Source organism: Aureisphaera sp. (assembly GCF_059726885.1).
This window is the reverse complement of sequence record NZ_AP041051.1, coordinates 2,907,377-2,928,997: the sequence shown is the minus strand read 5'-3', so window position 1 is coordinate 2,928,997 and position 21,621 is coordinate 2,907,377. Positions and strand designations below refer to the sequence as shown.

General features: G+C 41.1%; 25 protein-coding genes. 5 read left to right on the top strand and 20 right to left on the bottom strand.

Annotated elements, in window-relative coordinates; translation table 11 throughout:
* Window positions 1-2: 2 nt before the first annotated feature.
* A complete protein-coding gene (gene hisS, locus AC6JAD_RS12965) occupies window positions 3-1,640 on the bottom strand; it encodes a histidine--tRNA ligase (protein ID WP_461303629.1) in 1,638 nt (545 codons plus the stop codon).
* 161 nt (window positions 1,641-1,801) lie between these two features.
* Between hisS and AC6JAD_RS12960 the strand changes: the two genes are divergently transcribed.
* The 3 genes from AC6JAD_RS12960 to AC6JAD_RS12950 are packed head-to-tail and all read left to right on the top strand — an operon-like array spanning window position 1,802 to window position 3,511.
* Window positions 1,802-3,040, top strand: a complete 1,239-nt coding sequence (locus tag AC6JAD_RS12960) for an ABC transporter permease (protein WP_461303628.1) — start codon at window positions 1,802-1,804, stop codon at window positions 3,038-3,040.
* Window positions 3,041-3,071: 31 nt separating this feature from the next.
* A complete protein-coding gene (locus AC6JAD_RS12955; protein WP_461303627.1) occupies window positions 3,072-3,386 on the top strand; it encodes a YbjQ family protein in 315 nt (104 codons plus the stop codon).
* Window positions 3,386-3,511 (top strand): hypothetical protein, encoded by a 126-nt coding sequence (locus tag AC6JAD_RS12950; protein ID WP_461303626.1) that lies wholly within the window; start codon window positions 3,386-3,388, stop codon window positions 3,509-3,511. Before AC6JAD_RS12955 ends, AC6JAD_RS12950 begins: the two co-directional genes overlap by 1 nt.
* On the opposite strand, the gene AC6JAD_RS12945 is transcribed toward AC6JAD_RS12950, so the two are convergent.
* From AC6JAD_RS12945 to rpsF, 4 genes are read right to left on the bottom strand one after another with little or no spacing between them, the layout of a single operon-like run.
* Window positions 3,508-3,981, bottom strand: a complete 474-nt coding sequence (locus AC6JAD_RS12945) for a DUF6495 family protein (protein ID WP_461303625.1) — start codon at window positions 3,979-3,981, stop codon at window positions 3,508-3,510. The genes AC6JAD_RS12950 and AC6JAD_RS12945 overlap by 4 nt on opposite strands.
* A 55-nt stretch (window positions 3,982-4,036) precedes the next feature.
* Window positions 4,037-4,489: a 50S ribosomal protein L9 gene (gene rplI / locus AC6JAD_RS12940; protein WP_461303624.1), complete on the bottom strand. Its 453-nt coding sequence runs from the start codon at window positions 4,487-4,489 to the stop codon at window positions 4,037-4,039.
* A 16-nt stretch (window positions 4,490-4,505) separates the two neighbouring features.
* Window positions 4,506-4,802: a 30S ribosomal protein S18 gene (rpsR, locus tag AC6JAD_RS12935; RefSeq protein WP_461303623.1), complete on the bottom strand. Its 297-nt coding sequence runs from the start codon at window positions 4,800-4,802 to the stop codon at window positions 4,506-4,508.
* 3 nt (window positions 4,803-4,805) lie between these two features.
* The gene (gene rpsF, locus AC6JAD_RS12930) at window positions 4,806-5,144 is read right to left on the bottom strand and encodes a 30S ribosomal protein S6 (RefSeq protein WP_461303622.1); all 339 of its coding nucleotides are present in this window, start codon (window positions 5,142-5,144) and stop codon (window positions 4,806-4,808) included.
* 207 nt (window positions 5,145-5,351) lie between these two features.
* Between rpsF and AC6JAD_RS12925 the strand changes: the two genes are divergently transcribed.
* On the top strand, window positions 5,352-6,065 hold the full coding sequence (locus AC6JAD_RS12925) for a LytR/AlgR family response regulator transcription factor (RefSeq protein ID WP_272861979.1): 714 nt from the start codon (window positions 5,352-5,354) through the stop codon (window positions 6,063-6,065).
* Here the strand turns inward: AC6JAD_RS12925 and priA are convergent.
* The 6 genes from priA to AC6JAD_RS12895 all read right to left on the bottom strand — a co-directional run bounded on the left by priA (window position 6,062) and on the right by AC6JAD_RS12895 (window position 13,589).
* Window positions 6,062-8,509, bottom strand: a complete 2,448-nt coding sequence (gene priA, locus AC6JAD_RS12920; RefSeq protein WP_461303621.1) for a replication restart helicase PriA — start codon at window positions 8,507-8,509, stop codon at window positions 6,062-6,064. The genes AC6JAD_RS12925 and priA overlap by 4 nt on opposite strands.
* Before the next feature lie 84 nt (window positions 8,510-8,593).
* Complete coding sequence (locus AC6JAD_RS12915) at window positions 8,594-9,019, bottom strand: DUF2147 domain-containing protein (protein ID WP_461303620.1); 426 nt, start codon at window positions 9,017-9,019, stop codon at window positions 8,594-8,596.
* A 10-nt stretch (window positions 9,020-9,029) separates the two neighbouring features.
* Window positions 9,030-9,590: a chalcone isomerase family protein gene (locus tag AC6JAD_RS12910; RefSeq protein WP_461303619.1), complete on the bottom strand. Its 561-nt coding sequence runs from the start codon at window positions 9,588-9,590 to the stop codon at window positions 9,030-9,032.
* Between the two features lie 17 nt (window positions 9,591-9,607).
* Window positions 9,608-10,546 (bottom strand): YihY/virulence factor BrkB family protein, encoded by a 939-nt coding sequence (locus AC6JAD_RS12905; protein WP_461303618.1) that lies wholly within the window; start codon window positions 10,544-10,546, stop codon window positions 9,608-9,610.
* Complete coding sequence (gene nadC / locus AC6JAD_RS12900) at window positions 10,546-11,403, bottom strand: carboxylating nicotinate-nucleotide diphosphorylase (protein WP_461303617.1); 858 nt, start codon at window positions 11,401-11,403, stop codon at window positions 10,546-10,548. The genes AC6JAD_RS12905 and nadC overlap by 1 nt, the downstream gene beginning before the upstream one ends.
* An 80-nt stretch (window positions 11,404-11,483) precedes the next feature.
* Window positions 11,484-13,589 (bottom strand): glycoside hydrolase family 9 protein, encoded by a 2,106-nt coding sequence (locus tag AC6JAD_RS12895; protein WP_461303616.1) that lies wholly within the window; start codon window positions 13,587-13,589, stop codon window positions 11,484-11,486.
* Window positions 13,590-13,770: 181 nt separating this feature from the next.
* Between AC6JAD_RS12895 and rlmH the strand changes: the two genes are divergently transcribed.
* Window positions 13,771-14,244, top strand: coding sequence for a 23S rRNA (pseudouridine(1915)-N(3))-methyltransferase RlmH (gene rlmH / locus AC6JAD_RS12890; RefSeq protein ID WP_461303615.1), 474 nt, complete (start codon window positions 13,771-13,773; stop codon window positions 14,242-14,244).
* Between the two features lie 112 nt (window positions 14,245-14,356).
* Here the strand turns inward: rlmH and AC6JAD_RS12885 are convergent, their stop codons facing one another.
* From AC6JAD_RS12885 to AC6JAD_RS12845, 9 genes are all read right to left on the bottom strand, one after another.
* Entirely contained in the window at window positions 14,357-14,872 is a 516-nt protein-coding gene (locus AC6JAD_RS12885) for a hypothetical protein (protein ID WP_461303614.1), read from the bottom strand.
* A gap of 88 nt (window positions 14,873-14,960) precedes the next feature.
* Window positions 14,961-16,607 (bottom strand): T9SS type A sorting domain-containing protein, encoded by a 1,647-nt coding sequence (locus tag AC6JAD_RS12880; RefSeq protein ID WP_461303613.1) that lies wholly within the window; start codon window positions 16,605-16,607, stop codon window positions 14,961-14,963.
* Window positions 16,608-16,754: 147 nt separating this feature from the next.
* Window positions 16,755-17,150 carry an RDD family protein gene (locus AC6JAD_RS12875; protein ID WP_461303612.1) on the bottom strand — a complete coding sequence of 132 codons (396 nt, stop codon included), beginning with the start codon at window positions 17,148-17,150 and terminating at the stop codon, window positions 16,755-16,757.
* Between the two features lie 40 nt (window positions 17,151-17,190).
* On the bottom strand, window positions 17,191-18,252 hold the full coding sequence (locus AC6JAD_RS12870; protein WP_461303611.1) for a bestrophin family protein: 1,062 nt from the start codon (window positions 18,250-18,252) through the stop codon (window positions 17,191-17,193).
* Between the two features lie 111 nt (window positions 18,253-18,363).
* The gene (locus AC6JAD_RS12865) at window positions 18,364-18,606 is read right to left on the bottom strand and encodes a DUF1059 domain-containing protein (protein ID WP_461303610.1); all 243 of its coding nucleotides are present in this window, start codon (window positions 18,604-18,606) and stop codon (window positions 18,364-18,366) included.
* 18 nt (window positions 18,607-18,624) lie between these two features.
* Complete coding sequence (locus tag AC6JAD_RS12860) at window positions 18,625-19,485, bottom strand: hypothetical protein (protein WP_461303609.1); 861 nt, start codon at window positions 19,483-19,485, stop codon at window positions 18,625-18,627.
* Window positions 19,486-19,577: 92 nt separating this feature from the next.
* Window positions 19,578-19,946 (bottom strand): TfoX/Sxy family protein, encoded by a 369-nt coding sequence (locus AC6JAD_RS12855; protein ID WP_461303608.1) that lies wholly within the window; start codon window positions 19,944-19,946, stop codon window positions 19,578-19,580.
* An 11-nt stretch (window positions 19,947-19,957) separates the two neighbouring features.
* Window positions 19,958-21,220, bottom strand: a complete 1,263-nt coding sequence (locus AC6JAD_RS12850) for an RNA polymerase sigma factor (protein ID WP_461303607.1) — start codon at window positions 21,218-21,220, stop codon at window positions 19,958-19,960.
* Window positions 21,220-21,567, bottom strand: a complete 348-nt coding sequence (locus tag AC6JAD_RS12845) for a YciI family protein (RefSeq protein ID WP_461303606.1) — start codon at window positions 21,565-21,567, stop codon at window positions 21,220-21,222. Before AC6JAD_RS12845 ends, AC6JAD_RS12850 begins: the two co-directional genes overlap by 1 nt.
* Window positions 21,568-21,621: the final 54 nt, after the last annotated feature.

The following is a 21,621-nucleotide window of genomic DNA, read 5'->3' as shown; positions in this document are numbered from 1 at the left end:
AGTTACTGTAGTTTCTCTAGAAGTTCGTTCAACCCAAAAGACTCTTGCGCTCCGCTCTCCATATTCTTCAAGGTATAGGTCCCTGCTTCTATTTCGGTCTCCCCAGCCAACACTACAAAAGGAATAGCCCTGCGATCGGCATAGGTCATCTGTTTTTTGAATTTAGCGGCATCGGGGTATAGTTCAGAAGAGACACCTTGTGTCCTGAGTGCACTAACGGCCTTCATAGCATAAGACGCTTCTTGCTCACCAAAATTCAGGAACAGGACACGTGTGGTAGCCGAAACTGCTTCTGGAAACAGATTCAATTCGTCCAACACCAAATAAATACGATCCAGCCCGAAAGAAATCCCTACACCGCTTATATCCTTCAACCCAAAAATACCCGTAAGGTCATCGTAACGGCCTCCGCCTCCAATACTGCCCATCTGCACACCTTCAGGAGCCGCTACCTCGAAGATAGCCCCTGTGTAATAGTTGAGGCCACGAGCCAAGGTTACGTCGATCTCTAAGCTTGCAGCGTCCAATCCCAGCGCATCGATGTTGCTGACAATAAATTCCATTTCGGTAATTCCCTGGGTTCCGGTTTCTGAGGAAGCCAATAAATCCTTCAATAAATTCAGCTTATCAGAGGCACTTCCGGATGCTTCAAACAAGGGTTGTACTTTTTCAATGGCAGTGTCGCTTATCCCCTTGCCTCGCATTTCCTCCTTGACCTTCTCCTCTCCTATCTTATCCAGTTTATCCAAAGCCACGGTGAAGTCGATAAGTTTATCTGAAGCACCTATCACCTCAGCAATGCCGCTCAGGATTTTACGATTGTTCATTTTTATGACCGCTCCCCTTAATCCCAATTTGCTAAAAACCGCATCATACAACTGTACCAGCTCCACCTCCTGCCATAGGGACTTACTCCCTACCACATCGGCATCGCACTGATAAAATTCACGAAAACGTCCTTTTTGGGGACGATCGGCCCGCCAAACGGGTTGCATTTGGTATCTTTTGAAGGGAAATACAATATCGTTCTGATGTTGTACCACATAACGCGCAAAAGGAACCGTTAAGTCGTAACGAAGGGCTTTTTCGGAAATCAAAGGTGTTGCAGTCTTCGAATTGAAAAATTCTTTTCGCAAATAATCCCCAAAAAAAAGTGTAAAAGCATCTAGCCTTTCTATTTCTTTTCCTGTTTCGTTTAATCCCTTGTAATTATAAAGTCTCTCTCGCAATTTTTGAAAGGTTTCTTTTACAAAATTTGTTAATTCTTGTTCTTCATTGATAAAATAACTTTCAATAATCTCATTAACAGCAGCATCAAATTCATATCCATTTTCTATTTTCATTGTCAACTTATCATAAGCTTGAATATAGTTAACTGCCAAAATAGCTGTGTTAGCTTTGCTACTTTGTAAACTTTTAAAATAATCCCCACTATTCAGGATTTTAAAAATCAACCGATCCCCTTCTTCCCCATACTTTCCCATCAAGGTTTCACTGTTCTCAAAACTCGGTGTTTCAATGGGCTGAAAACCATAGGTCGTAAAACACTCCTTTATGGTGTTCATGATGTACTGGCGTTTCACCACCTCTGCAGGTGAAAAATCGCGTGTTCCTTTGGGTATGGATGGTTTTTTTGACAAAATATCTATCGTATTCGGTGATCGAATTATTCGAGAAACGAATAGTATCGGGATCGCCTGTGTTTTTAACTCATTTTTAGACCTTGCAAATATCTTAAAATAATAGCTAAGTTGTAACTTTATCAAAATACAATAGTCTAACAAAATAAATTGTCCTCTCCATGTTCGGATTGTTTCGCGAAAACGTACGTATTGCCTTGGGATCCATAAGGAGCCAATTGCTGAAGACCATCCTGACGATTTTCATCATCAGTTTTGGGATTTTGGCCTTGGTGGGCACCCTAAGTGGTGTGGATGCTATGGAGGCAGTTTTTGGAAAGGATTTCGACACTATGGGTTCCAATACCTTTAATATACAACGGTACGAATTCAGCATACAAAGGGGTGGCGGTGAACGTGAGAAAATTAACCCTGTGATTTCCTATAACGACGTTCGCGGGTTTTTGGATAAATACGACTATCCATTTTCGCAAACATCGGTTTCTTTTCGGGGCACATCGACCGCCGAGGTGAAATACGAAAACAAAAAAACGGACCCGGAAGTTCAGGTATATGGTGTAAATGAGCATTATGTGACGAACACCGGTAGTCTGGTCGAAATGGGTCGTGGATTGAATTATTTTGATATTGAGAACAACTCTAAAGTAGCCGTCATAGGTTCCGACTTCCTAAAGAATTTGTTTGAATTTGAAAACCCCATTGGGAAAACCATTAGTATTCGTGGCGCCAAATTTAAAGTTATCGGGGTTTTGGAATCCAAGGGATCTTCCTTCGGAAACAATCAGGATTTAAAGGTCATTATCCCTATACAAGTGGCAAGGGGTATTTACACGGCACCCAATATAAACTACACCATTAGTGTACGGGTGGATGAAAACTCGATGTTGCCATTTGCACAGGAGGAGGCCGTAAAAGTATTTCGGAACGTGCGAAAGTTACAGCCGATAGAAAAGGATAATTTTGGGATTCAGCGGAGCGAGGACCTAATAAACATCATTGCAGAGGTTTCGGATGTTTTACGGGTATCTGCATGGATCATCAGCATCATTACCATCTTGGGATCTTCTATCGCACTTATGAATATCATGCTGGTTACCGTATCCCAAAGGACCCGGGAAATTGGTGTCCGTAAGGCTATTGGCGCCAAACGCTCCACCATTTCTACCCAGTTTTTTATCGAGTCTATCGTTATAGGGCAGTTTGGTTGTCTTTTGGGGGTGATTTTCGGGGTGGCCGCTGGTTATGGTATTGCTTCCCTCTTCGATGTAGCCTTCGTTATACCATGGACCGCTATGATCTGGGCGGTCATTATGAGTTTTTTGGTGGCACTTATCTCTGGTCTGTATCCAGCACAAAAAGCCGCCAGATTAGATCCGATTGCAAGCTTACGCTACGAATAAAATGTCTGTTTATAATATAAATTCTTATCATATGATTATTTCAACCACGGATAACGTGCCCAATAGGGAAATTGTAGAAACACTTGGAATAGCCCGCGGAAGTACCGTGCGTGCCAGAAATATAGGACGCGATATTTTTGCCGGCCTAAAGAATATTGTTGGGGGTGAAATTGAGGAATACACCAAACTGCAGGCACAAGCAAGGGAACAGGCCATACAGCGCCTAATGGCAGATGCCAACCGTTTGGGTGCAGATGCAGTTGTTAATGTGAGACTCACCACAAGCATGATTATGCAGGGAGCGTCTGAAATCCTAGCCTACGGAACGGCTGTAAAATTGAAGTAATGGATAAGGGAATGCTATTCTTTCAAGGCCTCATCATGGTGGCGATTTTCTTTATTTTGGTCTACCTTGTTATAAGGAGGATACGAATAAAGGAAAAAGAGGATTTTGAAGATCGGGATAATTAATTCCCAAGAAATTCTGACAAGGCATTGTAAAGGGTTCCGTTGGTAATGGTAGCCCCTTGCTGAATGAGTTTGAAAATATCCATATTACGATCTTCCCCATATGCCTTGGAGGCCGTGAATAATTCGACCCCATCCTTTTGAATGTTTGCCTGCAACCATTGCAAACCTTCCTTTGTAGTAAGATCTATATGTAAAACGGTTGTTTTAACCACAATAAGCTGCATCTCCTTAATGCCTGTATGAAAAAGGAATAATTGATTTGGCGATGCATTTTGAAGGTAGCTTGCCTTGCTAAGAACACCTTCCCATATAAGATCGCTAAAAACATCTAGCTCATCTTCAGCCACTTGGGGTTGTTCTTTTTTGATTTTTGACCATTCCTCCCCTGTGATGGATTGTGAGGCCAAAAAGTTAATGAACTCCGGATGGAGTTCCTCTAATTGTTCCTTGGTGAGTCTTGTATACTTCATAACCAAAAAAAACCGCCCAAAATTTGAGCGGTTTTCAAAAATTATAATTTCGCTATTACTTAGCTTCTGCAATTACATCGAAAGAGAAATCTGCGATCACATCCCTGTGAAAACGGATTTTAGAGTCGTAATTTCCAGTTCGCTTAATAGTTCCACCAGCGATGGTGATAAATTTCTTCTCGATAGAAACGCCTTCTTTTTCCAAAGCATCCGCTAAATCGGCATTAGTAACAGAACCAAATAATTTATCTGCTTCTCCTGCTTTTGCAGTGATCTTAATTTCAAGACCGTTCAATTTATCCGCTTGCTTCTGAGCGTCTTCTACGATTTTCTTTTCTTTGAATGCACGTTGTTTTAACGTCTCTGCCAATACTTTCTTAGCAGATGGAGTTGCCAAAACTGCATATCCTTGAGGGATCAAGAAGTTTCTTCCATATCCATTCTTTACAGTTACTAAATCGTCTGTAAAGCCAAGGTTGTCTACATCTTTCTTTAAAATGAGTTCCATAATCTCTATCTGCTTTTTATTTCATCAAATCGGTTACGTATGGCATAAGGGCCAAGTGACGTGCTCTTTTAACAGCAACGGCTACCTTACGCTGATACTTTAAAGAAGTTCCGGTAAGTCTACGAGGTAAAATCTTTCCTTGTTCGTTTACGAACTTCAATAAGAAATCTGGGTCTTTGTAGTCTATGTACTTAATACCAGACTTTTTGAAACGACAATACTTCTTAGCTTTTGTGGTTTCTATATTTAAAGGAGTAAGATATCTAATCTCTCCGTCCTTCTTTCCTTTTGCTTGTTGTTCTATAGATGCCATACCTTATGCTTTTTGTTTGTTACGGTTTCTTCTTTTTTCGGCCCAAGCAACAGCGTACTTGTCCAAAGCTACAGTAAGGTAACGCATTATGCGCTCGTCCCTTCTGAACTCAACCTCTAATTCGTTGATTCCTTCACCGGGTACGGTGTACTCAAACAAATGGTAAAAACCACTCTTTTTGTGTTGGATTGGATAGGCTAATTTTTTAAGCCCCCAATCTTCTTTAGATACCATCTTAGCACCTTTAGAAACGAGAAGATCTTCGTACTTCTTTACTGTTTCCTTTATCTGTTCTTCAGATAAAACGGGATTCAAGATGAAAACAGTTTCGTAATGTTTCATGTAAATGAATTTAATTAATTACCCTCAGCACCATGCCAAGAGCGTGCAAAAGTACTACAATAAATCCAATAATCAAACACGCTACGCAACATTTCAGCTTTTCTTACAAGCTGCGATAAAAGGCTCATTTTATTCGTTAAAAGTTAAAAAATGTTGCATTTCGTCGATTTTTTTTATTAATATTGTCCTGAGCTAAACCTTACTACCGTGGATAAACCTATACTAAAATGTGCTATAGTAGATGACTCTACCCTGCAACGGCTTTCCATTGTAAAGCTTATTGAGAACCATCCATCCTTGGATCTAGTTGCAGAATACAATAATGCTATCGAGGCCAAAATGGGGTTGGCCACTACAGAGATAGATTTAATTTTCCTGGACATTGAAATGCCTATTCTTTCAGGTTTCGACCTATTAGATGATCTTACCCACAAGCCACAGATCATTTTCGTTACCGGAAAAACGAAATATGCTTTCAAGGCGTTCGATTATGACGCTGTAGATTACCTGCGTAAACCTATTTCCAAAGAACGTTTTTTAAATGCAGTGCACAAGGCCATTGTAAACTACAAAATGCGTAATGAAGATGGTTTCGATGATGAAGATTTCATCTTCGTGAAGAGTAACCTTAAGAAAAGAAAGGTATTCTTGAACGAACTGCGCTATATTGAGGCTTTGGGAGATTATGTGAAATTGGTTACCGAGCATGATGCCTTGGTCGTTCTTTCCACCATGAAGGCTTTCGAAGCACTCCTTCCCAAAGAACGATTCCTGCGAATTCACAAATCGTATATTGTGAACTTGGATAAAGTAGAGCGCTATAACAGCAAGGTGATCGAATTGGAAAATGAGCAACTGCCATTAAGTCGTAACAGAAAGGCCGATTTGGTAGAAGCCCTTGCCGCTTCCATGCGTAACTAATAATTGTCTACATCTACAATTAATTTCACCCGGGAGAATTCCTTTTGGGAATGAAACCGTTGTTGCACCTTCTGAATAAATGTTTTTGTCTTCTGAAGGGACTGTTGCTTTGGTATTTTAACAAGGATATTGGATATAAACTCGTTTCTAATCCTTGACACAGCAGGACTTTCTGGTCCTAGCACCTGTTCATTTAACTGCAGTCGAAGTACTTCGGCAAACCAGACGGAAGCCTTTTGCATGGTTCCAAAATTCCTGTGTTTAAATGTAATACGAATGGTTCTGTAATGGGGCGGATATTTATACTGATACCGTTCTTCGGTCTGCTCGACATACATCCCATCATAATCATTGGTACTTACTTGCTGTAATATCTGATGGAGTGGATTGTAACTCTGTATAATGACTTTTCCCCTTTTTTCCGTACGACCGGCCCTACCTGACACTTGTTGCAATAATTGATAGCTTCGTTCATGGGCACGGAAATCCGGGAAATTCAGCAAATTGTCCGCATTCATTACCCCCACCAAACTTACCTTTCTAAAATCCAAGCCTTTGGCAAGCATTTGGGTGCCCACAAGGATATCGATCTCCCCATTTTCCATGCGTTCAATCAATTTTTCATAGGCATGCTTGCCTTTAGTGGTATCCTGATCCATTCTGGCAATGGTATGATCCGGAAACAACCCCATCAGTTCCTCTTCAATCTGCTCTGTTCCAAATCCCTTGGGATCTAAGGTATCGCTACCACACGCCATACAGGATACTAACATGGCCATTTGATAACCACAATAATGACAACGCAATTCATTACGATGCTGATGATAGGTTAAACTCACATCGCAATTGGGACATTGGGGTGCTACCCCGCAAGTGGTACATTCCACGACGGGGGAAAACCCCCTACGGTTCTGAAAAAGAATAATTTGTTCTTTTTCACCCAACGCCTCCTCCATGGCTTCCAGCAAGCGATCGCTGAATCGGCCACTCATACGTTTGCGTTTCAGTTTATCGCGTATATCTACCAATTCAATATCAGGCATCATTACATTCCCATAGCGTTCCTTGAGCCCTACAAGGCCGTATTTGCCTTCTTGGGCATTGTAATAGGTTTCCAAAGAAGGCGTCGCAGAACCCAATAGTACTTTTGCCTTGTGTAAACCAGCAAGCACGATAGCTGCATCCCTAGCATGGTATCTTGGAGCGGGATTGTATTGTTTGAAGGATGGTTCGTGTTCCTCATCGATAATCACAAATCCTAAATTCCGAAAAGGCAAAAACAGCGACGATCTTGCACCAATCACGATTTGGGCTTTGGATTTTTGTTCCAAGACATTCTTCCATACCTCCACCCGTTCGTTCAATGAATACTTTGAATGATACACGGCCACCTTTTCGCCAAAATAGTGTTGCAATCGACCAATGAGTTGAGCCGTAAGGGCAATCTCGGGAAGCATATACAGGATTTGTTTTCCTGTGGACAGCATAGTATCAATGAGCTTTACATAGACCTCCGTTTTGCCACTAGAGGTTACACCATGCAGTAAGGTAATACCCTTTCCTTCAAAAGCCGTTTCAATTTCAGCCAAAGCTGTTTCCTGCGCCGGACTCAATTTTTTAACATCATTGGGTGCCTCGCCCTTGTATTCCACACGGTCCTTTTGCTGGTAATACTCTTCAAGAATACCTTTATCAATAAGGGTACGCAGTACAGATGCATTGCTTTCCGATTTTTTTTGAAGTTCGGTCGATTCCACATGATCCTGTGTGGCTGAGAGCATGAACAGTGTCATTAAAACCTGTCGCTGTTTTGGTGCCCTTGTAAGGGTATCCAATAACTCGCGAAGGGATGCCTCATCAGAAAAAGGAGAGGTTATGCGGAGGTATCGCTTTAGTCGTGGTTTGTATTGTTCGTATATTTCTTCCTGTACTGTAATGAGCCCCTTTTCTAAAAGCTGTTGTATTACCCTTACTACATTGCTGCGATCCAGAAGACTTCTTATATCGTTTATATGAAGGGAAGATTGATGGGTTAAGGCTTCGTGTACGATAAACTCCTCATCGGTAAGGTCACCGTCGGTAAGAGGTTCCTTTTGGGTCCTGGTAATAATGGTTTCACTTTCCAATAAAAAGGCACTTGGCAATGCGGCCCTAATCACCTCGCCTAAGGTGCACATATAATAATTGGCAATCCATTCCCAATGTGCTAATTGCGTCTCCGTTACCAATGGGGTTTCATCCAGAATCTGATCTATGCTCTTGGTTTCATAGGTGGGCGGCTCGTTCTGGTGTACCCCATACACCAAGGCAGTGTATATTTTCGATTTTCCGAAAGGCACCGAAACGCGCATTCCTGGCTTCAGGAAATACGCTTCATCCTTATTCACGCTGTACGTGAAATGCTGCTTTAGCGGAATGGGTAAAATGACATCGATGAAATACAATAGAGGAATGTTACAATTCGCGATTAAAAATAGAAAAGGCTGCCCACAATAAGAACAGCCTTTTTACTATTTTATGAACAATACCTACTTAACGCGGTACCAATATTGTGTTCTACCCAAAAGGGAAAACCCTATATAGCCGCGAACCTTTAAGGTATCGGTATCCTCAAGGGTAATGTAACATTTGTATAACTTCCCATTTTCCGGATCAAGGATTCTACCACCATTGTACTCATCTCCATCCTTTTCCAAACCACGGATAATGGTCATTCCCATAATGGGTTGATCCTTATCCTCCCCTTTGCATTGGTCGCAAACAGCATCCTGGCGGTCTTTCTTTATTATTTCTACCACCTTACCATATACTTTACCATCTTCTTCATAAATCTCCAAAACAGATTTGGCTTCTCCGGATACATCGTCTACAGTTTTCCATTTACCAATAACACTTTGTCCGATCATGGTTACGGACAAAAGTAGCGCAGATACTAGGGCTAGTCTCTTTTTCATAGGTAGCGTTTTATTTTCCTAACATACCGTCCTTAAGGTCGTCATCGGCAGGATCTTCCCCTAGCCAGATTCCGAAAAGGGCCTTTTTAAATGCCATTCCTTGGATGATCCCTAATTCGGTACCATTTTTATAAATAACGGCTCCCCTACCTTTTTGGTACGTAATATCGAATATATTTCCCTTTACGATTTCATCATTAAAAAATCCTATGAACTTTTCAATTTCTGATGACAATGAAGATGTGTCCCCATTCATAGCGGCATCAAAACCATCATTCACAGCACTTTTCATTCGATCGCTGGAAACCAATTTTGAAGTAATCTCCATCTTAATGGCCATGGTTTCGTCTGCATTGATAATGGCATTGGCATCCCCTGTCTTGGAGTTCAAGTACAGACCTGCAGAATACAATTTGAAGAAAGCCTTCTTTCGTATTCCACCTCCATTAAGTACCAATTCTTCACCTCCAAAATTTGTAGAATTTGGTAAGGTAACACTTCCAATTTTCGTTTGTGCATTTGCCATATTCATGGTAAGTAATGCTACAAATAATAGTAATCCTTTTTTCATAATAAGTTGTTTCATCTTCATTCTTGATTTGTATTGTGTATTGATTTTTCCCTAAGCCGTCGCAATGAAATATTTAATTCAAAGCCCAGCAGTAACAGGTTCGCATTGATCCAAATATAAAACATCATGATCAATAGTGCCCCAATGGAGCCGTATAATTCGTTGTAGTTGCTAAAGTTATTTATGTAAACTCCAAAGAAATAAGTAGTTACCAAAAACAATAAAGTGGTTACCAATGCTCCTATCGAAAAGAAGCGTGTTTGCCTTCCTTCCTTAACCCCAAAATGATATAGGGTGGAAATAGCTACATACAACATAATGACAAAGACCGTATACTGCAGGAAATTAATCCATGCGAAGTCATTCTCTATAAGCGAACTAGCCTTTAGTTGATTGATGATATATTCACCATAAAGGATTGACCCCACAGTGATTAACAACAACAATGCCAAAAAGATGGAAACCATAAGGGCCATGAGGTATTGCCGGAAGAAGTTCCTATTAATGGTTACATGAACCGAATATTCGAACGCACTGAATATGGAATTTACCCCATTGGCCACCAAGAATAGGGTTAAGAAAAACGTGAACGAAATCAAACTATTTCTAGGGTTCAATGCAATATCACTTATCACCGGCATGAAGAAATCCTGTGTTTGTGGGGGCAGCACCCTCTGAATAAGGTCCAAAAACTCATTCTGAAAGTTCTGAATGCGAACCACTGGAATAAGGTTAAGCATAAAGAGAATGAAAGGAAAAATAGCAATGAAAAAGCTATACGCCACGGAACTAGCTCTCGAGGAAAAGGTTCCCTTTACAATCCCAACCGTATAAATTTCCAGAAGATCATAGAGTGACAATCCTTTGAAACCGGGCAATACGATAAGCTTCAAAAGCTTTACCAGGGTCCGAACCACAGGAATTTTCTCTAGTTTTTCTTCAATTTCGGTGCTCATTAAACCGCTTTTAGGCTCAAATCCATGTTGTAAACAGAATGGGTCAAAGCTCCACTGGATATGTAATCTACACCACATTCAGCATATTTACGAACCGTTTCCAAGGTAATTCCCCCGCTCGATTCCGTAAGACAGGTATCCCCAATCATTTCAACTGCTTTACGGGTATCTTCATAATTAAAGTTATCTATTAGGATACGATAGACACCTTCTGTCTGTAGGATCTCCTCTATTTCGGTTAGGTTCCTGGCTTCCACTATTATTTTAAGATCTATGCTTCGGCTTCGAAGGTATGCTTTGGTTTGTTCTATTGCTTGGGTAATACCCCCACAAAAATCGATATGATTGTCTTTTAACATAATCATATCGTACAGGGCAAACCGGTGGTTTTCTCCCCCACCGATCTTGACCGCCCATTTTTCCAATGCGCGAATACCCGGGGTAGTTTTTCGGGTATCCAGTATCTTGGTACCCGTACCCTTGAGTAGTTTTACGTACTCATTCGTTTTGGTGGCGATAGCACTCATTCGTTGCATGGCATTCAACACCAAACGTTCAGCCTTTAGGATAGACTGGGAATTTCCAGTGACATAAAAACAGATATCCCCATATTTCACATAGGTTCCGTCTTCAATCTGCACATCCATAGAGAGACCAGGATCTACAAACTCGAATACCCGACGGGCGAATTCCACCCCTGCAATAATCCCTTCATCCTTCACCAATAATTTAGCTTTGCCAGTGGCCTCTTCGGGAATACTTGCCAAGGAACTGTGGTCACCATCGCCAACATCTTCACGAATGGCATTGGCTATAATAATATCTATCTCTTTGTTGAATTTCTTCTGGGAAATCATGGACTGGCTATTTTTAGCTAATTTAAAAAAACCCGAGAAGCCTAGGGACATACTCGGGTTGTTTTTTAAAAGATTCCCATTTATTCAATTAGAAGTCTTTTGGTTAAAGTTCCCTCATCCGTTAGCACATTTAAAAAATATACACCACTGGGAAGGCCGTCGATAGCTATGGCTTCATCTTTGGCAACTATTTTTTCTAGTAGTAATTGTCCTGATGCTGAGTAGATTTTTATGGACGTAGGTTTGTCCAACCCTTTTATTTTGAAGGAATTCCACGCAGGGTTGGGATAAATTGCCCAATTGGGTTCGATTGAATTTGATGCTGTAGCAAGAACCAAGCTTGCATCGGTACGCGCAGCCAGTAACCTGAGATAAGCAGCTTGGTAGTAAACGGCAGGCTCGGTTATCTCCCATGAGTTATTGGGAAAACCATCGTTAAAATCTAAATAGCTTTTTTGTTGGGGTTGTCCAAACGGAGGCACCAAAGAGGATACCGAGAATTGCGCATTGGGTCCGCCGGTTACAAACCCTGGTGCTGGTCCAATGGGAGATGTTATAGCGTTGTCATATACGGTACCATCGGCAAACCATGTATGGTATATCTCGTTGGCACTTCTATCTGCACCAACTTCGTACATATTGGATAAATACACCATTCCTTGGGGATTCACCCCATGAAAATAATGTAATATCTCATCTATCTGCTGATCGAAATCCTCATTAGAGGAAGGAAAGAAATTCGACTTTTTAGCCAACAAATTAATAAGACCATAACCAGACTTCGCCTGATTTGAGCCCCAATGATATGACCAGTCGGGTATCTGAGAACGATATAGGTCGTTTTCCGAAAAGCCGAAGAAATCATTCCAATCATTATTTACTGTGGCCAACCACGATGTAATAATGGTATTAATGGTAGCGGGGTCTGCACCTGGCAGCAGTGTATAATAGATCAAGGCATCGTTAACCTCCATGAAATAGGGTCCCCAAAAATCGGTGTCAATTTGCTCCAAATTGGCAACATTAGCCATGATGTAATCATTGTAAGTGGAATCTGAAGTTAGGTCGAAAAGATGTACAGCCGCTGTAAAAAAGAAGGCCAGCTGCGTTTCAGTGGATTGGTCCGCATCTCCGGCAACGATACTTCCGTCATCGCAGTCGGTCTCCAAGGTTCCGGAGTCTACAAAAGTCTTTGCGTAGTTGTATGTTGAAGTGGCAGTTTGCTCCAATATATCCGCATAGGTTTCTAAACTTGGGAACTGACCAAAAACCCTTGCTGCATGAGCCATGACACTGGCTACTGTTATGGATGCCGAAGTACACGTGGGCCCATAAAATCGCTGATCTGTATTGGCACTAGGTGGTGAAGCACTATTTTCAGCAAAGTTTTGACTCCCCATTTTAATATGGACGCTTCCGTCGGTATTTACCATTTTAAGCAACCAATCCAACTCCCATTTTATTTCATCTATGATATCCGGAATCCCATTTCCCGATTCAGGAATATTCCAGTTATCATCAAAGGCCTGCGGATGCTCCTCATAAGCCCAAAGAAGGTTGTGTAAGGTAGAATGTGTAAAGGTTACGTACTTGTTGTAGTCGCCCGCATCGAACCATCCGCCAGACAAATCCTTTTCAAGGCTTGCGTTGGAAGGGTCATAAATATAACGGCAATTGAAATCCTGCAATGCATTATTAAAATTATCCTCATCATCCCAACCTTGTGCATACGGCTCTTCTTTTGGGGCATTGCAACGATTATAATAGAACATGCGGCCAGCGGTCTTTAGAACCTCCGTATACCGTGCTGGCGCAATATAAAAAGAACCAGAGCGCTGGTCATTGGCTGGGTCGTATATATAATAATTCCCTTCTTCGGTAATTGAAGAAAAATCGAACCACCAACCACTGTCACCAGATTGTGCATGCAAAGCTCCTCCATTCCAAGGAACTGGTGATGAACTGTAGATCACGGCATCATTAATGGCATTTCGGAGTTGTATTTCACTACCGGGTGAATAGGTATCTGAACTATTATAACCGATCTCAGGGTTAGACAAAACGGCCACTTTTATGGCTTCTAAATCATACCCAAATTGATCTATATGAATAAACGGACTTACTTCTTGGGAAAAAATAGGCAAAGCCAGAGCCAAAAAGGCCATGTTGATGATTAGCTTTTTCATGATTTGGGCGTTTTAGTACTGAAAATAAGCATTTTAGCCTGCACAACCAATTATCGCATTTTATTTAACAATTTTGTTTAATCCTTACCTAATCATAATTAATCTTCCATGATTTGATCAAAATGATTACACCCACGAATAACATTTATCATTCTGACTGCATATTTCCTACTTTTGCACCATGAAGATTACTTTGCTCGCCATTGGAAAAACCGATGATAAAAACCTTCAAGTACTCATTGAGGCTTACTGGTCTAGATTAACCCATTATGTACCTTTTAACATGGAGATCATACCAGATATAAAGAACTCTAAACATCTGTCCGAATCCCAGCAAAAAGAATTAGAAGGACAAGAAATTTTGAAGCGGGTATCATCATCGGATGCCTTGGTATTATTGGATGAAAATGGGAAGACATTTTCTTCGGTTGAGTTTTCAGTTTACCTCCAAAAAAAAATGAACAGCGGGTTGAAAAATCTTGTCTTCGTTATTGGCGGCCCTTACGGGTTTAGTGAAGCGGTGTACCAGAAAGCACAAGGTAAAGTCTCCTTATCGTCTATGACGTTTTCACATCAGATGGTTCGATTGTTCTTTGTAGAGCAACTATACAGAGGGTATACAATTCTTAGGAACGAACCTTATCATCATAAGTAGAAGTGAGAAGTGAAAGGTGAGAAGTGAAAGGTGATATGGTGAGAAAATAACATTTGGCATCTTGAGGTCTTACCCGCTAAATGCTCATCTCTAATTACGGAATACCAATAAATTACTTGTTCCTAATCTTCTTATAACTGGAGTTCTTGGCAAAAAGGTACCTGTAGCCGTTCATCCCTTTAAAATTTGGAGGAATGGTCACTTCAATAATCTGAGAACCCTTTTTGTACACCTTTATAATACTACCATTATCGATGGTAGAAGAGGTAAGTTTATACTTGAGGTTTCCCATCTGCTCGTTAAAATTCTTGTACATCTCCTTATTCTTGAAAAGTACTTCAATCCCCTTCGCTTTTACACGTTCGGAATAATGAAAGAACAACAAGTAATCGGCAGAATCCCCTAGTTTAAATCCGGGACGGTCGAACACAAATTTCGCATTACCCAATCGGTTTTGCGTTTCGCCCTTGGCTTCATAAAAGAACCAGTTATTGGCGGTAAGATATTCTTCTACTTCCCCAGGGCTCTTATCACAGATTTCTGTAAACTGAACTGGTGACAAATCCTGTGCAATACCCTGGAAGGTGCTAACACAAAAAAATAGAATGAAAAATACTCGTTTCATCATACGGGGGAAATGGAATATTGGCTTTCGCTTATTTGTTTCTATTGACAATAATACTAAAAATAAACTTAGGCTAAATGAGGATTATCCCCTATTCTACAACCAACTTATAACTATATACGCCTTCAGAATCTGTTAATGTTAGGATATATAGCCCAGAAGAAAGGCCATGAACGACTTCTATCTGTTCTGAAATCCCATCCATAGTGGTTTCATATACCCTCTGACCATTCATACTATATACACTCAATTGCAATTGGCCTGAAACCTTATTCGGCGCAATTGAAAGTCGTAACAACTCACCTACCGGATTATTTGCCAGGATATAGTTCGAACTACCCGACACTTCATTAGTACCTAGAACAGTCCCGGTAATTTCAAAGATGGCAAAGGCTGCACCTTGCTGTGTCACGGTCACGTGATCTTCGTTCTCGTCAGGGATATGTGTATTCACAAAGGGCGAAGCCGAAAGATCTGGATTAACATACCAATCATCTTCGTTTATAGCCAATGCACTCAACGTTGGAATGAAACAGTACTCATCCTGATCTAATGCATCAATAAATTGTTGAATTATGGGATTACTGCCTGCATCCCCAAGGGCCGCAGAAATATTTGCAGTTCCGCCAGGGGCACTATCTACGCCCGCACTTGTAGCGAGGGATTCTCCATCAGCACTAAAGGTTCCAATTGAAATAGGTCCTAAAAATGTTTCCCAATCGGTTATGTTGATTACTTGACTTGCCTCGGGCATAAAATGTAGGCTAACTTCCGCAGTAGTGCCCGCAATGATATCCAATGTAGTATTGATTACTTGCATCCCAGGACTCCCTGTGGTAGTGCCTATACCGCTACCGTTAATCATCGCCACATTACGTACGTTTTGCGGAAAACCTAATGCATCCAATTCTGCTTGAAAGGCATCCCTAAAGTCTGGCGCGCCTTCAGGTACTAATTTAGTTGGGTCCTGATCTGTGTCGGATCCATTGGCTAAATGGGCAGCCAAATGATCCACTAGCATTTCTTTTGCTGCAGGTGAATTAAGTACGACCGACACAATATCCTGTGCTTGTTGGTTATCGAATTCAAAGGCGAGGTAGTTTATCAAGTATTGTAAACTAATGGACACATTGGCTCCTCGATGTGGGGAATCGAAAGAAATATACAAACGTGTATCGTGAGGCAGGCTATTTTGTTCCATATAGGCCAATGCATACCTCCCAATCAAGCCACCCATACTTGGACCTAAGATCACCAACTCTTCATCCCCAACTTTTTGGGTATTGATGATGCTAATCAATTCTGCAAGCACGAAGGCATTTCGCTGAATATAATCGGCTCCACCATCAATATCCTTACCTCCTGTGTTATACTGGGGTGCATTTAAAATGACAATGTCGTATCCTTGGTCGCGCAGTATATCTGCCATGTTTTGTCCATTGAACTCCAAACTGTTGTAGAGTCCTGTAATATCCCTTGCATCTCCTGGATCGAAACCATCGAGCACTATGATTGGATTGTCCAATACAGCATCTACATTATCGATAAAAATTTCATATTCCCCTTCCCCAAAATAGGACTGTGTCTCGTCATAACCTTGGTAAGGAATCGTGGCAACCACGGTTTCTACCACACTTCGATTGGCAATGTTTTGGTTAGATGTTTTCGGCAAAAAACGGCTTTGGCCTATTGCAGATAAAGAAAATAAGGCACAAAGGGCAATGTATGCGTATTTCATAGCGATGAGGGTTTATTAAATCAATCTTTGGAGCAAGATACGGAAAAAATAAGGTCATCAAAGCCGTGAAGTATCATAACTAGCCCTCACTTAAGGAAGAATTAATGCAAATCTAATATACAGGTTAGAACAATATTCTACCCATCATTATTCTTCCACCTCCTCCAGTACCACACTTTTCACTATATGGTCATGGATGGCCTGCTTTTTTTCGGTGCCTGTAACAGTCAATAAGGAGATCCAACCCAAAAAGAATTTCACTACAAATCGAAGTACCGCCATCACAAAACCAATCTTTTTTTCGGAATCTGCCTCCCTTCTTACCGTAATCTTGCTGTAACTATGTCCCATAGTACCTCCGTAAATGGAAACCAACAAAGGTTCATACAATATGAATATAGATACCCAAGCCAGGATTCGAAGCCAAGTCGGGATTTCACCAAATAGGTTAAATAATTCGGTAATTGCATACATGGCCCCTATAAGAACCACCGCATCTATAAAGGCCGCTTTCACCCGGCTAGGTAGGTTGGCGTATGTCATTATTTAAATGCTTGTTATGTAAGTATATGTTTGCGATCCACTACATCTGCACATCATAAACCACAGGGAATTGATCTGGAATTTCCTCATCTGTTTCCCCTAGGTTCTGGCGTAAATCGATCTCGATGCCCCTGGCGATGGTCGAAATTGGGACATCATTCGCCGATCCTTCGAAGGGGTTTTCCCCGGTTCGCCCAATACGCTCCATAGTGTGGAATACCCATGCCACAATGATATAGAAGGGAATGGATAACCAAACGAAATATCTTCCTATGAATGGTGTATTATTGGATATTTCAGCTCCTATTTCTGCAAATTGTGGAACAATCGCCAATGGTAGGAGTAATATAAATACCCACATGAAATAATGATTCAGTGAGGCAAAATGACGGGGATAAGGAAAGTTCTTAATGCGTTCCGATTTGCCCTGTAATGTGAAAAGCTCTTCCAACACACCTTCCAACTCCAAAAATGAAAACTCCCAAATGATGCCTTTTTCCTTTAGACTCCTTAAATGATGGGATTGTAAATACAAAATAGCGGTTTGTTTGTTTCCCTTGCTTAAAACGTAATCCATATCCTCATCAGACAAATAGGGCTCCAAATCGCTCTCCAAACTCGAAGTTCGCTCTGGGGGTTGCATCATACTAGTCCACTCCCTATTGCTCCTTTCATTAAGTATTGTCTCCCAGTTCCTGGGTGCACGCATAGCATGTCGCAAAGCTGTCATCCAGGCAATGTGCCGATAGGTAAGTACTTTCACCTCATTTTGCAACTTGCCTTCCGACTGTTTTTCTTGGGCATGTTCATTGGTCACCATGTCCTGTACAAACATCCCGAAGGTTCTGGATGTATTTACAATCCCTCCCCATATTTTACGGGCTTCCCAAATCCTTCCATAGGCCGAATTATTCTGAAAACCGATCACAAATGCCACCGCCGTACCAATTAATGCCAATGGAGTCCATGGAATTTTGAGCCAGTTCAGTTCGAAGATTTGGTATAAGCCAACTGTTAAGGCAATAATGATGAAAAACAAAAAAGTGGAAAAACGTGTCCACCTTGCCATATCCTTCAATTTGTAAACTCTTCTTGTATACATATGTTACGATCGTATTGGATTAGAAAGGACAAATCCTTGTTGAGGTTTGCTTTCTGAAATTTAGGATAAAATGTGCAAACATGAAAATGCTTGAGCGACGGCCTTTTACAATTACTGAGAATCTTCCGGAAGCCCTTGAAACTCCTTTCGCTTTTCTTCAAACCATGCTTCCATGGCCCCTGGTTCCTGAGCCAATGCACGCATAGCCTTCATGGCGTCCAAATGAGCTTTATCCTGTTTTTGGAACATCTCCATGCCATGATTTTTGCTCATTTCTGCGATTTCCTCGAAGGTTTCGGCTTGGAACTCTAAATCGCAAGCACCGCCCAACTGATTACAAGTCATTTTTTTCATAAAGTGTGTTGTTGGATATTAATATTCAAAATAGAATTCTTTCTTTCCGTAGTATTTTTTGATCAGTTGCTCGGCTTCTGTCCTAGGAACTATTAAATGGTTAATAACCGTCGTCCCAGTTTCTTTTTTTCCTTTGCTATCCCTACCTATATTTTCGTACAATAGATATGCTTCTCCTGCATTCTGGAGCATAAACAAAGAGATTCGTCCATAACGCATTGCCTTACCTTTGCCTAAGTTTCCAATTTTTTCCGAAAGGGTATTTCCTTCCATATCAAAGAACATTTGGGCATCGGCCAAGCTCTGGTACTCGTCATGTAATTTATATTTTATGAACCACTTGTTGAAGCGCTGACTAAATGGCGAAATCTCATACCCCTTTAAAACCCTAAAAGCGGTAAATACAATAATTGCAGCCTCTACTATCCATATAACTGCCAGGGGCAACCCACTAACGGTGGTATCACCGGTCACACCCCATGAACCATAGGTATACAATTCCTGGATTCTTCTGACAACCCATCCTGGGGTAAACAATAGCCCCACATTGGGAAAATACTCCATGAGTTCCCCATATAAGTGCAATAAGTATGCGGACCAAGAAAAATACATTCCCAGCGCCAACACTCCTAAACTGGAATAAATAATGAAATTGGAATCCCTAACCTTTGCGACCTTAGAAATCACCCTGTAGAGTATCCCAAAGATGAGTCCAAAACCTATGGTAACTACAAAACCAAGATATATGACGGGATTTATGGCGCACACTATACCATGTATGAAAGCTAAAAAGAATACAATGACAGCTCCTAAAAAGAGGCAAAGGAGTTTGTTGGATAAAGGTGTTTCTGAAGAATGCGAATAATAACGAGGTTCCAAATTGAACGGATAATTTAGTTAGTTATGCACAAATTAGAACTTTTTGAGAAATTTTATGACTAGATTCATGAAAATTGCCCTATGCCTTGCGCCTATTTCTTCTTTCGCTTTTTACTGGCTTTTGCCAATGGATTAAAATCCAAGCATTTCTTAAGAAAGTAATTCATATCCTCTTCACCGTCATAACCATCGGGTGTTACAAAAACATAGCCGCGCATGGGGAGGCCTGTGAAATCCATAGGATGGCATCCTTCACGCAGAAGAGTTTCGGAAGCGGCATCCTCGCCTATTCTAGCCATGAGCAAATCGGTAGCTTTTTTCTTGTCAAAATGAATTCCGCAGAACATTTTTTCGTCCACCATAAACAACAACCCACCCATCATAGGTTTGGCGTAATAGTCTACTTTGTTCTGTTCCAGAAAATTCTTGATTCGGTCCGCTGTATATTGATCGTATGCCATTTCCGTTACTGTTATTTCGTATTATGTGAACTTAATAAGCTTATCAATTCTTGCTTCTTATTTTCTAAATAGGCTCGCTCTGCGTCATTTTGCACGGCCAATAACGCCAACTCCATGCAAGATACTGCTTTGCCTACTTCACCCTTTAATTTGTAATACTCTGCATAGGTCCCGTAATACAAATAGGCACGCTGTTCTAAATCCGCGGGTTCTATTTGTTGCAAACCATCATGAGCCTCCTCAAAATTCCCTCTTTGTATTTGTACCATGACCATATTTAGGGCAATACTGGGATAGGGTTGAAGTTTGTACAACGCCTCGTACCAATTGTAAATTGCTTCCCAATTGGTGTCCTTAAAAGATGCCGCTTTGAGATGCTCCACAGCTATTGCTGCTTCATAGTGATAATGTGAAAAAACTTCGGTCATAACAGCCTTTTCCATGGCGTGATTTCCCAGTTTTACAAGGGGGAAATGCCATTTTGATCGATCCTGATGCTTCAGGTCAATAATTTCATTGGTATCGGTCACTTTACTGTCCAATCGCGCAGCGTGAAAGCACATGAGTGCCAATAAAGCGTATCCGTTCGGTGATCTAGTGGCTTCCCTTTTCAGCATCAATTGGCACAAACGAAGTGCTTCTCCGCACAGGTCCTTTCTAACCAGCACATCCTTTCTATTGGAATGGAACCCTTCATTAAAAATAAGATATAGAACTTCTAATACGCTATGATTCCGTTTGGGTAGTTCCTTCCCTTGCGGAATAGCAAAATGAATGTCTTTTTTCTTGATAGCTTTCCGTGCCCTTTGAATCCGTTTTTTGATACTATCTTCCTTGGTTAATAGCGCAGAAGCAATTTCTTTGATGCTAAAACCTGAAACTGTTTTTAAAGCGAATGCAATGCGATCCCGGGGATCCAATTTAGGGTGACATGCCGTGAATATCATTCGTAATTGACTATCCTCAATTTCGGTGTCCAAGAACAATTCGTTAAGTGCAATGACACTTGGGCCAGACGACAATTGTGGTACATGTTTCTTTTGAGTCTTGAGCTTCCTGAAAATATCGAGCACCCTATTCTTGGCTGCTTGGGTTAGCCAAGCTTCGGGATTATCGGGCATGGTATGTGTCCAGGAAACTGTGGCCTTTTCGAAAACATCTTGTACAGCATCTTCTATGGTTTCGATATGGGCAAGACCAAAAATTCGAGTTAACACAGAGACCATCTTTCCGTAATGATGACGGAAAAGATGGTCTATGAGTTTAGATTCCATTACTGATCGAACACCATGATTTCACGAATCTCTACCGTTCCTCCCAAATCATAATCTGGGTAATCCTGGGCAATTTCCTGTACCGCATCGAAATCCTTGGCATCTACTACATAGTATCCTCCTACCAATTCCTTGATTTCGGCGGAAGGCAGGTCGGTTACTGTGCGCTCTTTCCCAGAGACCCTACGTACTTGTGCGGTCAATGCATTTCCGCTCTTCACAATGCCTTGCTGGGTCATTTTGTCGTTCCAAGCAAACCATTTGCCCATTCTTCCTTGCATTTCTTCTGGGGACAGTCCTAGGTCGCCATAATCGGGACCAATGAAAATCATCATAAATTCTTTCATAATTATTAGTTTTAAATTGTTTCTATTACTAAGACGTAATAGGTCCTTGGTCAG

What these genes read in the sequence shown, in the direction of transcription:
- AC6JAD_RS12960 (WP_461303628.1), top strand. Translation starts at nt 1,802, where the DNA reads ATGTTCGGATTGTTTCGCGAAAACGTACGTATTGCCTTGGGATCCATA.
- AC6JAD_RS12955 (WP_461303627.1), top strand. Translation starts at nt 3,072, where the DNA reads ATGATTATTTCAACCACGGATAACGTGCCCAATAGGGAAATTGTAGAA.
- AC6JAD_RS12950 (WP_461303626.1), top strand. Translation starts at nt 3,386, where the DNA reads ATGGATAAGGGAATGCTATTCTTTCAAGGCCTCATCATGGTGGCGATT.
- AC6JAD_RS12945 (WP_461303625.1), bottom strand. Translation starts at nt 3,981, where the DNA reads ATGAAGTATACAAGACTCACCAAGGAACAATTAGAGGAACTCCATCCG.
- rplI (WP_461303624.1), bottom strand. Translation starts at nt 4,489, where the DNA reads ATGGAACTCATTTTAAAGAAAGATGTAGACAACCTTGGCTTTACAGAC.
- rpsR (WP_461303623.1), bottom strand. Translation starts at nt 4,802, where the DNA reads ATGGCATCTATAGAACAACAAGCAAAAGGAAAGAAGGACGGAGAGATT.
- rpsF (WP_461303622.1), bottom strand. Translation starts at nt 5,144, where the DNA reads ATGAAACATTACGAAACTGTTTTCATCTTGAATCCCGTTTTATCTGAA.
- AC6JAD_RS12915 (WP_461303620.1), bottom strand. Translation starts at nt 9,019, where the DNA reads ATGAAAAAGAGACTAGCCCTAGTATCTGCGCTACTTTTGTCCGTAACC.
- AC6JAD_RS12910 (WP_461303619.1), bottom strand. Translation starts at nt 9,590, where the DNA reads ATGAAAAAAGGATTACTATTATTTGTAGCATTACTTACCATGAATATG.
- AC6JAD_RS12905 (WP_461303618.1), bottom strand. Translation starts at nt 10,546, where the DNA reads ATGAGCACCGAAATTGAAGAAAAACTAGAGAAAATTCCTGTGGTTCGG.
- nadC (WP_461303617.1), bottom strand. Translation starts at nt 11,403, where the DNA reads ATGATTTCCCAGAAGAAATTCAACAAAGAGATAGATATTATTATAGCC.
- AC6JAD_RS12895 (WP_461303616.1), bottom strand. Translation starts at nt 13,589, where the DNA reads ATGAAAAAGCTAATCATCAACATGGCCTTTTTGGCTCTGGCTTTGCCT.
- rlmH (WP_461303615.1), top strand. Translation starts at nt 13,771, where the DNA reads ATGAAGATTACTTTGCTCGCCATTGGAAAAACCGATGATAAAAACCTT.
- AC6JAD_RS12885 (WP_461303614.1), bottom strand. Translation starts at nt 14,872, where the DNA reads ATGATGAAACGAGTATTTTTCATTCTATTTTTTTGTGTTAGCACCTTC.
- AC6JAD_RS12880 (WP_461303613.1), bottom strand. Translation starts at nt 16,607, where the DNA reads ATGAAATACGCATACATTGCCCTTTGTGCCTTATTTTCTTTATCTGCA.
- AC6JAD_RS12875 (WP_461303612.1), bottom strand. Translation starts at nt 17,150, where the DNA reads ATGACATACGCCAACCTACCTAGCCGGGTGAAAGCGGCCTTTATAGAT.
- AC6JAD_RS12870 (WP_461303611.1), bottom strand. Translation starts at nt 18,252, where the DNA reads ATGTATACAAGAAGAGTTTACAAATTGAAGGATATGGCAAGGTGGACA.
- AC6JAD_RS12865 (WP_461303610.1), bottom strand. Translation starts at nt 18,606, where the DNA reads ATGAAAAAAATGACTTGTAATCAGTTGGGCGGTGCTTGCGATTTAGAG.
- AC6JAD_RS12855 (WP_461303608.1), bottom strand. Translation starts at nt 19,946, where the DNA reads ATGGCATACGATCAATATACAGCGGACCGAATCAAGAATTTTCTGGAA.
- AC6JAD_RS12850 (WP_461303607.1), bottom strand. Translation starts at nt 21,220, where the DNA reads ATGGAATCTAAACTCATAGACCATCTTTTCCGTCATCATTACGGAAAG.
- AC6JAD_RS12845 (WP_461303606.1), bottom strand. Translation starts at nt 21,567, where the DNA reads ATGAAAGAATTTATGATGATTTTCATTGGTCCCGATTATGGCGACCTA.